Raw genomic sequence first — 13,826 nt, forward strand, 5'->3', positions numbered from 1 at the left:
CCGAAGCCCCCCGGCCCCGATGCAGTCTAAGGAGGGCGAACCGCTATCGAACGGCATATCGGAAGATCCGCCCTCACCGCCCCGCCCTTCGCCGATACGCTGACCCGACGATGCTGGGGAGCATCGGGGGGAGGACATTCCGTGAAGGTTCTGCATGTCGTCACGCTGCACACGCCGACCAACGACTTCGGGGGGCCCACGCGCGTGGCCTTGAACCTCTCCAAGGGCCTGCGGGCCCGCGGAGTGGACGCGCGGATCGCCACACTGGGCGACGGGTTCGACGGTCCACTGCCCGACACCGTCGAGGGGGTCCCGTCGTACGTGTTCCAGGCCCGGCACGTACTGCCCCGGTTCGAGGTCAGCGGCATCACCTCACCCGCGCTGCTCGCGCGCGCACGGCGTCTGGTCATGGGGGCGGACGTGGTGCACGTCCACCTGATGCGCGATCTGATCACTCTGCCGTTCGCGCTCGTGGCGCTGCAATGCGGGCGGCCGCTCGTCCTGCAGACGCACGGCATGATCGACCCGACCGAGAAGCGCGTCGCGAAGGTGGTCGACGCACTCGGGCTGCGGCGCGTGCTGCGCCGCGCGGACACGACGCTGTACCTCACCGAGATGGAGCGCGCGGGCGTCGAGGCCGTGATCGCCCCGGACCGGCTGCGGGGCAGCCACCGCCTCGTCAACGGCGTCCAACTCCAGGAGCGCAGGCCCGCGTTCGACGGCGACCGCCCGCCGACGGTCCTCTACTGCGCCCGCGTCCAGGCCCGCAAGCGGCCCGAGGACTTCATCTCGGCGATGCCCACGGTCCTGGCCAAGTACCCGGAGGCCCGCTTCGTGCTTGCGGGCCCCGACACGGGCGCTCTGGCCGCCCCGATGATGGAACTCGCCCACGACCTGGGTGTCGGCCACGCCGTCGACTACGTGGGCGCGCTCGGCCACGCCGAGGTGCTGGAGCAACTGCGCCGCTCGGACGTGTACGTGCTGCCGTCCGTCGTCGAGCCGTTCGCCGTGTCCGTCCTGGAGGCCATGTCGGTGGGCGTGCCAGTCGTCGTCACGAAGACCGGCGGGCTGTCACCGGACGTCGAAGTGGCTGGCGCGGGACGGGTCGTGGCCTCGCGCCCGGACGCCGACAATGGCCCGCTGGTCGGCCAGGCCATCCTCGAACTCCTGGACCCCGCCGCCGGCGAGGACGCCTCGGACGCCGCCTGGCGTCTGATCCGCGATCGGTTCGCCATCGAGAAGGTCGTCGACACGCTCCAGGACGTCTACGAGGGCGTCATCGGCAACCACTGAGGCACCGGACAGGCGCGACGACACGCGTGGCGACCCGAGCGGCCCGCCACCCCGGCTGACGGGGAGGCGGGCCGCTCGGTCCGATTCCACCGGTCCGGTCGACCGCGCCGTGACCGGCCTGGGGCGTTCGCCGGCCGGGTCACTCGTAGACGACAGTCGACGGCGACCGAGCGGTCGACCGGCAGGCGCTGGGTGGTCGAACGCGATCCGGAAGCGGCAAGTGGGAGGTTGTTGTTCTGCCGCCCCTTCTGCGCCGTGTTCTGAGTGAACAGGTCGCCCGCGGATGCGGCGTCGCCGCCGGATTCGGCACGACCGCCCTCCACCGTTTTCCCTGGACGGCCTACCGCCCCAGGGCGTCACGGACGGCGCATGCGACGAGGTCACAGCCCGTCAGAGCTGTGACCTCGTCGCCACGAACACCGTTGCGTGCTCTCGTACTAGCCCGCCTCCCGTGCCTTCAGGGCGATCTGCCAGCGGTAGAAGGACATGGCCAGTGCGTAGTCGAGCCCGGCCCGCCCGTCCAGGAAGCCCCGCTTGTAGAGGTAGGCGTACGCGAACGACACCAGCGGTTTGAACGGCGCCTTGTGGAAGAGCTGCCCCTGCCGCGTCTTGGCCGTGCGGATTTCTTCCTTCACCTCCGGATGGTGCTCCAGCCACGCCTCCCAGTCCGAGTAACGGTTGTGCCGCTCGAACCAGGTGCGGACCGGGTCCAGGTCCTCGTGCTCGATCGGGGAGTTGAGCCGCCACACCGACTCGGCCACCGGCTGGTAGTGCCCCTCCTGCTCACCCATGCCCGGTGCGTCCAGGTCGCCGAGCACCGGGAAGTGGCAGCGCCTGCGGTCCAGCAGCGCCCTCTTGACGATGGTGTAGCCGTGGCGGAGGCGCTTGCCCGCGAACCAGTACCCCAGCGGGATGTCGAACGCGGCGACCTTCAGGGGGCGGGAGAAGACGTACCGCAGCTCCTCCAGCAGTTCGGGGCTCGGTGTCTCGTCGCCGTCGAGGAAGAGCAGCCAGGGGACGTCCGGATGGACATGGTCCAGGCACCACTGCTTCTTCTTCGGGTAGCGGCCGTCCCACTCGTACTCCACGATCTCGGCGCCCAGTCCGGCCGCGATCTTGCACGTGTCGTCCGTACTCGCCGAGTCGACCACGACGACTGCCTCGACATGGTCGATGACCGAGGAGACGGTCCTCGCGATGTTCTCGGCCTCGTTCTTCGTCGGGATCGCGACGACGATCGGGAGCCGTCCCTCGACCCTCCCCGCGGCGCGCGGTCTGCTCCGGCTCAACCGCTGCTTCCCTTCTTCGCGGCCTCCAGCAGCGGCCGCTGCTGCGGGCACAGGTGGGTGATGGCGGACTCGGCGTTCGCGATCTCACCGGTGCGGATCGCGCTGATCGCCGCCTTGCGGTCGTGCTCCGCTGTGCGGGTGATCCGCTGGCAGGTCTCCTGGCCCACCTGCAGAACGGCCGCGGGGTCCGTTCCCTTGGGCACCCGGTCGGCCAGGTACTCCTTCTCCTTCTTGGTGAACGAGCCGGTGACCGGCTCCAGTTCGTCCTCCGGCACCTTGGGACCGGGCGGGGTCCGGTCCTTCTCCGCGGCGGACTTCCCGTCGCCGGACTCCGCGGAGCCGGCGGATTCCCCGCCCGCCTCCTCGCCGGGCGACGCGGTGGCCCCCGCCGCGGCGGAGGTGTCCTGCTTCGTTTGTCCGCCGGAGTCGCCGCTGCATCCCGCCAGCAGCGTCGCCGCCGCCGCGAGAACGGCGGCGGCGACGGCAGCCCGGGAACGGCCCGTCACGGGCGCGTCCTCAGGTTGTAGTGCGCGGAGATCTGCGAGCCGGACAGCACGCCCGGGTAGATCGCGGTCTCGTCGATCTGCCCGGCGAAGTAGTCGCTCGTCGGCGTGGAGGGCCACGAGGAGTTGAGGGCGTCGCCGCCCACGTGCCAGTACCCGTCGTAGTTGGCGCTGCTCGTCACCAGCAGATTGCTGGCGCGCAGCGTCCCGTCCACGTACAGCCGCATCCCGCTGGAACCCTGGGTCGCCACGACGTGGTGCCACCTGCCGTCGTTGAGGCCTGCACCGGTGTTGATGGTGCGGGCGAAGCTGCTCGTGACCCCGAAGACGATCCGGCCGTCATTGGTCATGTACAGATGCTTGTCGTAGGTGGAGCTTGCCTCCTGGGTGCGGTTGCCGAAGCCGACGAGCTTGCCGCCCTGCGTCGTCGTGGTCTTGAACCAGGTCTCGATCGAGTACGAGGCCGGCCGGCTGTGCTTTCGGTCGCTGTAGGTGTACTCGTCGATGCCGTTGTAGCCGACGGCCGTACTGCCTCCGGGCACCGCGGCCGGCGTCGCCCGGTAGGACGGCGCGTTGCGGTGCACACCGCTGTTGTTCGTGCCCGAGTCGTCGGCGGCGAACTGTCCGCCGGCCTCGTCATAGCGCCAGTACAGCGTCGCCCCGTCGGCCTTCACCCGTGCTGGGTAGGCCTCGGCGCTCGCCGCGACCGTCACCGTCTGCGTGGCCGACTTGGCGCTGGTGTTGGTGCCGTCGCTCGCCGTGATCCGGTAGGTGTACGTCGAGCCCGGTGTCACGTCCGTGTCGGTGAAGGTGAGCTGCGGGCGCACCCAGGGCAGGGACGAGCCGCCGACCGTGTGAACCGGCGTCGACGAGCCGTTCTTGTAGACGCGGTAGGTCAGCTTGCTGTCGTCCAGGTCCAGGCTGGACTGCCAGCGCACGTCGACCTGGCCGGGCTCGGTGCTGGAGGCGTTGACCAGCGGCACCGACGGGGCGCCGGTGTCCGGGGCGCCGGCGAAGCGGGTGAGGCCCTGCTGCCCGGAGCCGTTGACGGTGGTGAACTCACCGCCCACCCACAGGTAATCGGTCCCGCCCTTGGACGCGGTGGCCATCACACGCGGCCCGATCTGCTCGCCCAGCCCGTCATTGGTGTCCGGGAACCAGCCCAGCAGCGTCGGGTCGTCGACCGACTCCGCCAGCAGATGCTTGCGCCGCTGGTTGGGGAACTCGCCCATGCTGCTGCAGTCGTGGGCGTGCGAGCCGGAGTACAGCACGCTCTCGTGGACCTCGACCGCCTGGGTGGCGCCCAGGCAGGTGTCCCGCCAGCGCTGGTTCAGGTCACTGAGGTTCACGGCGATCCGGCCGTCGAAGACGCCGCCGCCCGTGCCCTCGTTGCCGGTGTAGAAGCCGGTCGCGTCGGTGGTGATGTCCTTGACGACCGAGGAGGTCGGAATGAAGCCGCCTCCGTATGCCTTGACCAGGGCGCCCGTGGAGGCGTTCGCCACGGCCAGGGCGTGCGAGTTCGTGCCGTTGACGGTGAAGAAGTCACCGCCCAGCAGCACCTTGGAGCCGTCCGGTGTGACCTCGACGGCCCGGCCGGGCTCGTCGGCGTCGGCCTTCCACGGCAGCAGGTCACCGCCGGTGTTGACCGCTCCGAAGTACTGCCTGCTCTGGCCCTCCAGCGAGGTGAAGTCCCCGCCCATATAGACGGCGTCGTCGGTCGCGGCCAGGGCGCGTACGGTCGCGCTCGCGGCCACCTTGAACGACGGCTTGGGCGTGCAGCTCGCGATGTCGATCGCGGCCACATTGCTCATGCCCACGCCGTTGACCGCGCCGAACTGGCCACCCGCATACAGCGTCTTGCCGTCCGGCGAGACGGCGAGGGCGCGTACCGTCGCCGTGCCCGAGCCGATGGTGAACGACAGCTTGCAGGACGTCGGCGCGCCCGTCGCCGCGTCGAGCGCGACGAAGTTGACCGCCTGCTGTTCACCCGTGCCCGCCGGGGCGTCCGGCGGTCTGACGGATGAGAACGTGCCCCCCGCGAAGACGACTCCGCCGGCTTCCGCCATCGCCCAGACGATGCCGTTCGTCTGCCAGGTCGGCAGATCGTCGGCCGTGATTCCCACGGGTGGGGTGACCGCCGCCACTTTCCGTGCCGACATCACCCCCACCCCGACCACGGACGCGGCTGCCATCGACAGAACAGCCGTGTAAACCCCCACTTTGCGCATGTGCCCCCCTGGCCCCTGCGGTTTTTCCCGGCGGCCGGGGCGGCCGCCTTGTGGACCGCAGGTTAGGCCGCCGCTCATCCCTCTGTAACCGTCTTGGCCAAAATGGTGCCTGTACTTTGCGAGTTGGTATGTCATCGATCGATACGAATGGCTGTACCGGACAACTCCGCATCAAGCCGTGACACATCCGCATCCACCATGATGCGTGCCAGCTCCGGCCACTTGACCTCCGGCTTCCAGCTCAGCAGGGACTCCGCCTTGGAGGCGTCCCCGATGAGTGCGTCCACCTCGCTGGGACGTTCGTACTTGGGGTCGAAGCGCACGAATTCGGCCCAGTCGAGACCGGCCGCGGCGAAGGCCGTCTCAAGGAAGTCCCGCACGGTGCCCGCCTCACCCGTGGCCACCACGTAGTCGTCCGGCTCGTCGCGCTGCAGCATCAGCCACATGGCCTCGACGTACTCGGGCGCGTAGCCCCAGTCCCGTACGGCATCGAGGTTGCCGAGGTAGAGGCGGTCCTGCAGGCCCGCCTTGATACGGGCCACCGCGCGGGTGATCTTGCGGGTCACAAAGGTCTCGCCGCGCCGGGGGGACTCGTGGTTGAAGAGGATGCCGTTGACCGCGAAGAGGCCGTACGCCTCGCGGTAGTTCACCGTCGTCCAGTAGCCGAAGACCTTGGCGCATCCGTACGGGCTGCGCGGGTGGAACGGGGTCTTCTCGTTCTGCGGGGGCGGGGTCGCACCGAACATCTCCGAGGACGAGGCCTGGTAGATGCGGGTGTCGATGCCGCTCGCCCGTATCGCCTCCAGCAGCCGCAGGGAGCCCATGCCGGTCACGTCGCCGGTGTAGAGCGGGGCGTCGAAGGAGACCCGGACGTGGGACTGGGCGCCGAGGTTGTAGACCTCGTCGGGACGCAGCTCGCGGAGCAGGTTCACCAGGGCCACCCCGTCGGACAGGTCGGCGTGGTGCAGGACCAGTCTCCGGTCGGGCTCCTGCGGTCCCTGGTAGATGTGGTCGAGGCGTTCGGTGTTGAAGGTGGAGGACCGGCGCAGCAGACCGTGCACGGTATAGCCCTTCGACAGCAGCAGCTCGGCGAGATACGAGCCGTCCTGGCCCGTGATCCCTGTGATCAGCGCGGTCTTCTGCATGGTGTGGGTTCCCCCCCTGTCGGTACGGGCCGACCGGCCCTGGTTCACTGGGAATTGCTGCGGTTTCTTACGCATCATGAAATTCGCCCCATGACGGGCGCCCCTCGCTGGCACAATCCGGTGCATGACTGCCGAGACCTCTCCGGGGACCGGCCGGCTGCTGCCGGACCGGGCCCGGATATTCGTGGCGGGCCACCGCGGCCTGGTCGGATCCGCCATCGCCCGTCGCCTTGTGTCCGAGGGACACGAGGTGATCACCCGCAGCCGTGCCGAACTCGATCTGCTCGACGCGGCCCGGACCGAGACCTTTCTGAAGGACCTCCGCCCGGACGCCGTCGTCCTGGCCGCCGCCAGGGTCGGCGGCATCCTGGCCAACAGCACCAGCCCGGTCCAGTTCATCGAGGAGAACCTGCGCATCCAGCTCGGTGTGATCGCGGGGTCGTACGCCGCGGGCGTCGGCCGGCTGCTCTTCCTCGGCTCCTCCTGCATCTACCCCAAGCTGGCCCCGCAGCCCATCCGCGAGGAGGCACTGCTGACCGGGCCGCTGGAACCGACCAACGAGCCGTACGCCATCGCCAAGATCGCGGGCATCGTCCAGGTGCAGTCCTACCGGCGGCAGTACGGTGCTTCGTACATCTCCGCGATGCCCACCAATCTCTACGGGCCCGGGGACAACTTCGACCTCGAGACCTCGCACGTGCTGCCCGCGCTCATCCGCCGCTTCCACGAGGCGAAGCGGGACGGGGCGGAGGAGGTCGTGCTGTGGGGCAGCGGCACCCCGCGCCGCGAGTTCCTGCACGTGGACGACCTGGCCGCCGCCTGCACGCTGCTGCTGCGCGGCTACGACGGCGACGAGCCGGTCAACGTCGGCTGCGGGGAGGACCTGACGATCCGCGAACTGGCCGAGACCGTACGCGAGGTGACCGGCTACACGGGCCGCATCGCCTTCGACACGACCAAGCCGGACGGCACCCCGCGCAAGCTGCTGGACATCTCGCGGATGGCGTCGCTCGGCTGGAAGCCGCGGATCGCGTTGCGCGACGGGATCGCCGCGGTCTACGCCGACTGGCGGGCGCAGACCGCCCGCTGACGCGGTGTCCGCACCGCAGTCCGGCGCGGCCGCCGCGGAGCGGGCAGGCGCGGCCGGGGCCGTGGTGGTGGCCCGGGTGGCCGCCGCATGGGCGGTCGCTGTTGCGCCCGGCCGGGGCGCCCGGGCAGGCGTGGTCGCGGTACCGGCGGCAGGCGCGGCCGGGGCCGGGGCGGAGGCGCGGGTGGCCGCCGCCTGGGCGGTCGCCGTTGCACCCGGCCGGGGCGCTGCGGCACGCGGCGCGGCCGCGGGACGCCGCGCGCAACCGCCCTGCGACGGGCCGCCGTTGGGTGCCGTGAACGGAGCGCCCGCCCACGATGACGCGCCGCGGCGCTGCGTCGCCGATGCGCCGTGCGACGGCCCGTCGCCACTGCCGTGGCGGGAGTGCTCCACCCGCCGCGGCAGCGAGGCGCCGGCCGGTGCGACCCGGGCGCGACCGTCCCGCGGCGGCCCGATCGGGCTGCCGGGCCGGGGCATGGCCACCTCAGTAGGCTCCGCGGCCGTCGACGACCGCCCGGAACGTACGGGCTATGACATCGAAATCGCCGCCTATCGACCAGTTGTCCGCGTAGCGCAGATCCAGTGCGACGGTCTCGTCCCAGGACAGGTCCGAGCGGCCGCTGATCTGCCAGAGCCCGGTCAGCCCGGGCTTCACGGTCAGCCGACGAGCCGCCACCTCGTCGTACTGAGCCACCTCGTCGGGCAGCGGCGGCCGTGGCCCGACCAGTGACATCTCACCGCGCAGCACATTGACGAGCTGTGGCAGTTCATCGAGCGAACTGCGCCGCAGCCAGCGGCCGATACGTGTGACGCGAGGGTCGCGCCGCATCTTGAACAGCGGACCGTCCTGCTCGTTGGCCGACGTCAGCTCCGCCCGGCGCTGCTCGGCGTCCGCCACCATCGTGCGGAACTTCCACATGGTGAACGGGGCGCCGTCCAGCCCGATCCGGGTCTGCCGGTGCAGCACGGGACCCGCCGAGTCGAGCCGGATGGCCAGCGCCAGCAGCGCGTACACCGGGGCCAGCAGCAGCATTCCCAGCGCGGCACCAGCCCGGTCGAGCATCGCCTTCGCCACAAGATGCGGTCCGCGCCGCGTGGGCGCCGCGACGTGCAGCAGCGACAGTCCGGCGACGGTCGCGGTCTGGATGCGCCGCATCGCCACGTCCGTCAGTCCTGGAGAGACGGCCAGGGGCAGCCCGGCGTCGTGCAGTGCCCAGGAGAGCCCCCGGAGCCGCTCGCCACTGAGCCGCGGGCCCGGAGCCACCAGGACCAATTCCGCGCCCAGTTGCTCGGTGGCGGCCAGGACCGGGATCCGGTCCTCGTCCTGTGTCGAGGGCGGTGCCGAGCCGAGCCGCGCGAGCGCGGGCACCCCGGACGTCAGCGTCCCCTCGCCGACGGGGACGACGCCGACGACCACATAGGCGTGGTCGGTCCGGGCCGCCAGATGCTCGACCACCTCGTCCGCCGCACCCGGCTCGCCGATCACCAGCACACGGTGCACCGCCTGCGCCTCGCGCCGCAGCGCTGTCAGATGGCGGTGCGTGGCCTTGCGGCACACGACGGTCGCCGGGAGCGTCGCCGACAGGGCGAGCAGGGCCAGCGCCGGTTCGGAGCTCTCCCCGACGGCCACTCTGGCGACGGCGAGCACCCCGAGCAGCGTCAGCCAGTCGCGGAACACGGGAAGGACACCGCGCGATTCGCCCAGCGCCTGGGCGGTGTAACGGCGGTGGGACGCCCGTACGCACAGCCAGACGGCCGTGGCGACGAGCCCGGCCAGCAACGGGTGCGGCTGGCTTGTGACATCGAAGAGAACGAGCACGGGCGCGCCGATGCCCAGCACGTCCGTGGCGAGCGCGATGGGCAGATACCACCGCGCTTTGTCACGGCGTCCGACCCCGAGCGGAGCACTGTGCTCCGCCGTTACGGGTCTGAGGCCCCCCGCCCCTGATCCTGAATAGGACATACCCATACGCCGCATGGACCCCCCTGGCACCTCGCGACCGAAAAGCGCACCGATCACTTCCCCAAGTGACCACCGGTACGCAAGTTCCTGTGACGGTATGGCAATCCGCTGGGCGTCCGCCGGGGTTTGCCGGTTTTTGCTGCGTGATATTCCACCGGTTCACCTGGCGAGACGGCTGATTCGCGATCCTTGTTACGGGCTGGCGTCGTCTGCTAACGCAGCGGTGGGGCAGGGCCGCGGGCGCGCATGCGGAGGGAGCGCGACCGCTGGCGCGGACCGGGCCCGGCCGCCTCGGCGGCCGGGGCGTGGTCCGGTCCCTCCGCGATTGGTGTCCCGTGCGTGGCGACTCGGCCTCCGCCCGACCGCCAGCCGGGTTTCCAGCTTTCGAACTTTCGAAAAGGGCCAAAAACAGTCGGGGCGTGAACTTAGCCCAGTACGCCGCGTCATGCTCCTCCCGCCCCGCCCTCCCGCGGTTCGAGGGTCCTGTGACCCCGGACCAATGGCTGGCGCTGTTCGCGGCCCTCGACCGGCCGAATAGTGTCACTCGGGTGTGATCTCGTACTGCACCTCGTAGAGGTGGCCCGCCTTGGCCATCACCGTTGCTTCGATGGGCCGTTCGTCGTCGCTGTAGACGATCCGGAGGGTGCGGAGGACCGGGAGGCTGCTCGACAGGCGGAGCGCGGTGTACTGCTCCCGCGTGGGTACGCGCGCGGACACCCTGTCGACGCTGAGCCGCGGCGGGTGCCCGAGCTCGGCGAGCAGCGTCGGAGTGCCGCCTTTGATACGACGCCGCTCCATGACCGCCGTTCCTCGGACGATCTCCAACGGGTAGTAGGAGTGAACGAGTTCGACCGGTTCGTCGTCGATGGTGAGTAGCTGGCAGCGGAGCAGGGCTCTGTCGCCCTCGCCGAGCCCCAGGGCGGCGCCGACGTCGGCGGGGGGCCTGGTCTCCGCCACGTCGAGAAGTCTGCTCCGCGGATGGCCGTGCCGCCTGGCCTCGGTGAGCCAACGGTACGGCTCATCGGAGGCCGCCGGCGCCATGTATGACGCGGGCCGCATGGTTCGCTGGCGATGCTCGCGCACGGTGACGGCCGCCCCGGCACGACCGACCACGAGCCCTTCGTCCTTGAGGAGTTGGAGCGACTTCTGCACGGTCGCGTTGGAGGCGACGAACCGCTCCTTGAGCTGTGTGGTGGACGGCAGTTTGCCGCCCGGAGGCAGGTCACCGCTCATGATCTCGTCGCGCAGATCGGCCGCGATGCGCTCATGCAGCGCGCGGCGGTCGGCATCGTCCGCTTCGGGCTTGGGCACGGTCATCCGATCCTGAGTTCGTAGCGCAGGCCCTGCCGCTGCGAGGGCATGCTCATGATGTCGACCTGAATCGTTCGATCTTCGTGGTCCAGCGTGAGGCGCGTGAGCTGGAGCACGGGTTCCGTCTCCTCGATCCCCAGCGTCTTCGCCTCATCCGTGTTCGGCAGCCGGGCGATGACGTCCTCGCGGAGGCGGACTCCACGGTGCCCGAGCTCGGCCAGCAGCGAGACTGTGCCGCCGGGGACCCTTGCAGTCCCGGCCAGAGGTGTGCCGCGGGCGATGCGGATCGGATAGTACGTATCGGTCAACTCGCATGGCTCGTCGTCGAGATACATGACGCGTCGGCGTACGACGACATCCTCCCCGTCCGGCAGACCGAGCAACTCCACGATCTCGTCCGGCGGAGACACCTCCCCGGCGTGGACGATCCGCTGCGTTCCCCGACGTCCCTTCGCGGCAGTCTCTGTGCTCCACGGGTCGGCCCCCGGCTTCTCGCGAGGCCGGACATACGGCATCGAGGTACTGACCCACTCGCTCTCGCCCACGTCGTCCTCCGGTACAGGCCGATGATCTTCCAGCCTTGCTGCTTTACACGGTAAGCGACGCGCTTCCCGCGAGCCCTATCTCCCCGGTGCCAGCCTTGCTGCTTTTCGTGAATAGCGGTACTGTCCGGCCGAAGCATGCGACCCCCAGCAAGGCGGTGATGTGCCGTGTCCCCTGCGCGGCAGCGACGATTTCCCCGGCGACGCGCCTCCGTTGGTGCCGCGCGTGACTTCACGATCGCTACCCTCGCCCTGTGGGAAGTCGTCGGCCGTCAGGACGACATGCGGCTCTGTGTCTCCGAACTTGCCACGAATGCCGTCCTGCACGGCGTGCCGCCGGGGCGGGGAGTTCTGTGTCCGGCTCTCCGTCGGTGACGGCGTGACGCGGCTCGAGGTCCGGGGCAGCGGCGATGGGCACCCGGAGCTGCGGATTCCTCGAATCGAGGGCTCTAACGGCCGGGGTTTATGGCTGGTTGAGCACTTGGCCGATGACTGGGGTGTTGTCGAGCATCGGGTCGGCAAGACCGTGTGGACAGTCTTCAAGGTCACGGATGTGCCGGACGGGGCCGCGTGAACGGTTGATTCGCGCTCGGGCCCACCGTGCGAACCTCGTGCCGGTGTCGTCCCGACGGCCGGCGGTGGGCCTTGTGGGTCGCCTGGTAGGTGCGTGTGCCGCAATGACCGGCGGAGTCGCGAAGTCGCGTACCCCGCCCTGTCGCTACGCGCTCAGCGGGAACCGCTCGCCCAACTCCCTGAACACCGCCGTGTTCAGGGAGAACGCGCGCTTGCACTCGTCGATCACGCGCTGCTTCTCCAGGTCGTCCACCGGCAGGGCGTCCAGCAGCGCGCGGTACTCGCGCTTGAAGGCGGCCGGGTTGGAGATGCCCGTGAAGACGTAGAAGCGGACGCCGTCGCCCTTGCGGTCGAAGCCCCAGGACTTCTCGGCGGTGGAGCGGATGATCTGGCCGCCGGACAGGTCGCCGAGGTAGCGGGTGTAGTGGTGGGCGACGTAACCGGCCGGCCAGGTGCGGGCGACCTCGGTGATCCGGGAGGCGTACGCGGCGGTCGCCGGGAGGGCCGCCGCTGTCGCGGGCCAGTCCGTGCGGCCGCCGTGCAGATGCGTCAGGTCGGTCTCCAGGGACCCGACGCGTAGCAGCTCGGGGCGGAGGAAGGGACCTGCCACCGGGTCGTGAGCGAGGTCGTCGGCGGTGCCCTCCAGCGCGCGGTAGACGTACCAGAGCTGCTCGGTGTAGCGCGTGTACGCCTCGACCCCGAGCCTTCCGCCGAGCATGTCGCTCATGAAAGTGGAGTTCTCCGCCTCGGTGTGCTGCTCGTGCGAGGCGGTGCGGATCAGCGTGGAGAACGGCGCCGGCTCCTGTGCGGGCGGTTCCGCGGACCGCTCCTCCGCGGACGGCTCCTCCGCAGGCGGTTCCGTTGCCGGGCTGGATGCGTCCAAGGCAGCCTCCGGGGACCGTGGGACGGGGAAGGTGGCCACTGACGGACCCGCCCGGGCTCCTGCTCGGGCTTGCCCGATGCAATGCTTCCCGACGTCCTGTCGGCAAAACCGTACGGCTCACATGCTACGGGAGCGTCAGGATCTCCGCACCCGTCTCCGTCACCACGAGCGTGTGCTCGAATTGGGCCGTTCGCCTGCGGTCCTTGGTGACGACCGTCCAGCCGTCCTCCCACATGTCGTACTCGTACGTGCCCAGCGTCAGCATCGGTTCGATGGTGAACGTCATGCCCGGCTGGATGACCGTGGTCGCGTTCGGGCTGTCGTAGTGGGGGATGATCAGGCCGGAGTGGAACGACGCGTTGATGCCGTGCCCGGTGAAGTCGCGGACCACGCCGTAGCCGAAACGCTTCGCGTAGGACTCGATGACCCGGCCGATGACATTGATCTGCCGACCCGGCCTGACCGCCTTGATCGCGCGGCTCAGCGACTCCCGCGTCCGCTCCACCAGTAGCCGGGACTCCTCGTCGACGTCCCCGCACAGATACGTGGCGTTGTTGTCGCCGTGCACGCCGTGGATGTATGCGGTGACGTCGAGGTTCACGATGTCGCCGTCGCGCAGTTCCGTCGAGTCCGGGATGCCGTGGCAGATGACCTCGTTGACCGACGAGCACAGCGATTTGGGGAAGCCCCGGTAGCCCAGCGTCGACGGGTAGGCGCCGTGGTCGCACATGTACTCGTGCGCGACGCGGTCCAGCTCGTCCGTGGTCACGCCGGGCGCGATGTGCCCACCGGCCTCCGCCATGGCCTGGGCGGCGATCCGTCCCGCGATGCGCATGCGCTCGATCGTTTCCGCGTCCTGCACCTCGGGCCCGGAGTACGGGGTCGGGGCCGACTTCCCCACGTACTCGGGGCGGGCGATGGAAGCGGGTACGGAACGGGTGGGGGACAGGGTCCCCGGCACGAGAAGCGACTGGCTGGACATGCCAGCGAGTGTATCGATGCCGGATCG

12 protein-coding genes are annotated in these 13,826 nt (G+C 70.0%); 3 read left to right on the forward strand and 9 right to left on the reverse strand.

Going from position 1 to position 13,826, the window contains the following annotated elements; translation table 11 throughout:
- The first annotated feature begins 141 nt into the window (after window positions 1–141).
- On the forward strand, window positions 142–1,293 hold the full coding sequence (locus AB0M26_RS18455; protein WP_365261989.1) for a glycosyltransferase: 1,152 nt from the start codon (window positions 142–144) through the stop codon (window positions 1,291–1,293).
- Between the two features lie 437 nt (window positions 1,294–1,730).
- On the opposite strand, the gene AB0M26_RS18460 is transcribed toward AB0M26_RS18455, so the two are convergent.
- From AB0M26_RS18460 to gmd, 4 genes are all read right to left on the reverse strand, one after another.
- Window positions 1,731–2,582, reverse strand: coding sequence for a glycosyltransferase family 2 protein (locus tag AB0M26_RS18460; protein WP_365261992.1), 852 nt, complete (start codon window positions 2,580–2,582; stop codon window positions 1,731–1,733).
- Window positions 2,579–3,088 carry a hypothetical protein gene (locus AB0M26_RS18465; protein ID WP_365261995.1) on the reverse strand — a complete coding sequence of 170 codons (510 nt, stop codon included), beginning with the start codon at window positions 3,086–3,088 and terminating at the stop codon, window positions 2,579–2,581. The genes AB0M26_RS18460 and AB0M26_RS18465 overlap by 4 nt, the downstream gene beginning before the upstream one ends.
- Complete coding sequence (locus tag AB0M26_RS18470) at window positions 3,085–5,244, reverse strand: LamG-like jellyroll fold domain-containing protein (RefSeq protein WP_365261998.1); 2,160 nt, start codon at window positions 5,242–5,244, stop codon at window positions 3,085–3,087. The genes AB0M26_RS18465 and AB0M26_RS18470 overlap by 4 nt, the downstream gene beginning before the upstream one ends.
- Before the next feature lie 200 nt (window positions 5,245–5,444).
- Window positions 5,445–6,458, reverse strand: coding sequence for a GDP-mannose 4,6-dehydratase (gmd, locus tag AB0M26_RS18475; RefSeq protein ID WP_365262001.1), 1,014 nt, complete (start codon window positions 6,456–6,458; stop codon window positions 5,445–5,447).
- A 124-nt stretch (window positions 6,459–6,582) separates the two neighbouring features.
- Here gmd and AB0M26_RS18480 point away from each other — a divergent pair, with 124 nt between their 5' ends.
- A complete protein-coding gene (locus AB0M26_RS18480; protein ID WP_365262004.1) occupies window positions 6,583–7,548 on the forward strand; it encodes a GDP-L-fucose synthase in 966 nt (321 codons plus the stop codon).
- A gap of 481 nt (window positions 7,549–8,029) precedes the next feature.
- Here the strand turns inward: AB0M26_RS18480 and AB0M26_RS18485 are convergent, their stop codons facing one another.
- The 3 genes from AB0M26_RS18485 to AB0M26_RS18495 all read right to left on the reverse strand — a co-directional run bounded on the left by AB0M26_RS18485 (window position 8,030) and on the right by AB0M26_RS18495 (window position 11,364).
- Window positions 8,030–9,514: a sugar transferase gene (locus tag AB0M26_RS18485; protein WP_365262007.1), complete on the reverse strand. Its 1,485-nt coding sequence runs from the start codon at window positions 9,512–9,514 to the stop codon at window positions 8,030–8,032.
- 534 nt (window positions 9,515–10,048) lie between these two features.
- Window positions 10,049–10,825, reverse strand: a complete 777-nt coding sequence (locus AB0M26_RS18490) for a GntR family transcriptional regulator (RefSeq protein ID WP_365262010.1) — start codon at window positions 10,823–10,825, stop codon at window positions 10,049–10,051.
- A complete protein-coding gene (locus AB0M26_RS18495; protein ID WP_365262013.1) occupies window positions 10,822–11,364 on the reverse strand; it encodes a UTRA domain-containing protein in 543 nt (180 codons plus the stop codon). Before AB0M26_RS18495 ends, AB0M26_RS18490 begins: the two co-directional genes overlap by 4 nt.
- A 376-nt stretch (window positions 11,365–11,740) precedes the next feature.
- Here AB0M26_RS18495 and AB0M26_RS18500 point away from each other — a divergent pair, with 376 nt between their 5' ends.
- Complete coding sequence (locus tag AB0M26_RS18500; RefSeq protein WP_365262016.1) at window positions 11,741–11,935, forward strand: ATP-binding protein; 195 nt, start codon at window positions 11,741–11,743, stop codon at window positions 11,933–11,935.
- A 144-nt stretch (window positions 11,936–12,079) separates the two neighbouring features.
- On the opposite strand, the gene AB0M26_RS18505 is transcribed toward AB0M26_RS18500, so the two are convergent.
- Window positions 12,080–12,715: a biliverdin-producing heme oxygenase gene (locus AB0M26_RS18505; protein WP_365262123.1), complete on the reverse strand. Its 636-nt coding sequence runs from the start codon at window positions 12,713–12,715 to the stop codon at window positions 12,080–12,082.
- A gap of 226 nt (window positions 12,716–12,941) precedes the next feature.
- The gene (gene map, locus AB0M26_RS18510) at window positions 12,942–13,799 is read right to left on the reverse strand and encodes a type I methionyl aminopeptidase (protein ID WP_365262020.1); all 858 of its coding nucleotides are present in this window, start codon (window positions 13,797–13,799) and stop codon (window positions 12,942–12,944) included.
- Window positions 13,800–13,826: the final 27 nt, after the last annotated feature.

The organism is Streptomyces sp. NPDC051776 (assembly GCF_040681345.1).
Lineage (GTDB): Bacteria > Actinomycetota > Actinomycetes > Streptomycetales > Streptomycetaceae > Streptomyces.